This is a genomic window from Pseudomonas sp. HY2-MNA-CIBAN-0224 (assembly GCF_040310285.1).
Lineage (GTDB): Bacteria > Pseudomonadota > Gammaproteobacteria > Pseudomonadales > Pseudomonadaceae > Aquipseudomonas > Aquipseudomonas helleri.
This window is the reverse complement of sequence record NZ_JBEOPQ010000457.1, coordinates 1-277: the sequence shown is the minus strand read 5'-3', so window position 1 is coordinate 277 and position 277 is coordinate 1. Positions and strand designations below refer to the sequence as shown.

Annotated in this window: 1 protein-coding gene; it reads right to left on the bottom strand. The window is 40.4% G+C overall.

Annotated features, from left to right (window positions below; translation table 11 throughout):
- Positions 1-60: 60 nt before the first annotated feature.
- Positions 61-277 (bottom strand): alpha/beta fold hydrolase (locus AAEZ03_RS27150; protein WP_350582928.1); only part of this gene is annotated, 217 nt, incomplete at its 5' end.

Below are 277 nucleotides of genomic sequence, written 5' to 3'. Positions count from 1 at the left end.
CATAGGGTAGTATATTGTCAGTGGGACTAGGGGTAAATAAATCAGTCATAAGCTCAAAACTTAACGATTAAAATTCTGTAAGATAACAGTGGCGCATTGTTCCGGTGCTTCTATAGGTAATAAATGTCCGTTCTCAGGCATGATGTTAAGCTGGTCAGTGGGTACAAATTTTCGCCAATTATCGCGGACTTTATCATTGATAAAGATAGTGGGCTTACCGATGATGAGTTGGTAAGGCACTTTGGTTTTCGCCAGCTTCTTTAATGCACCGTCGATA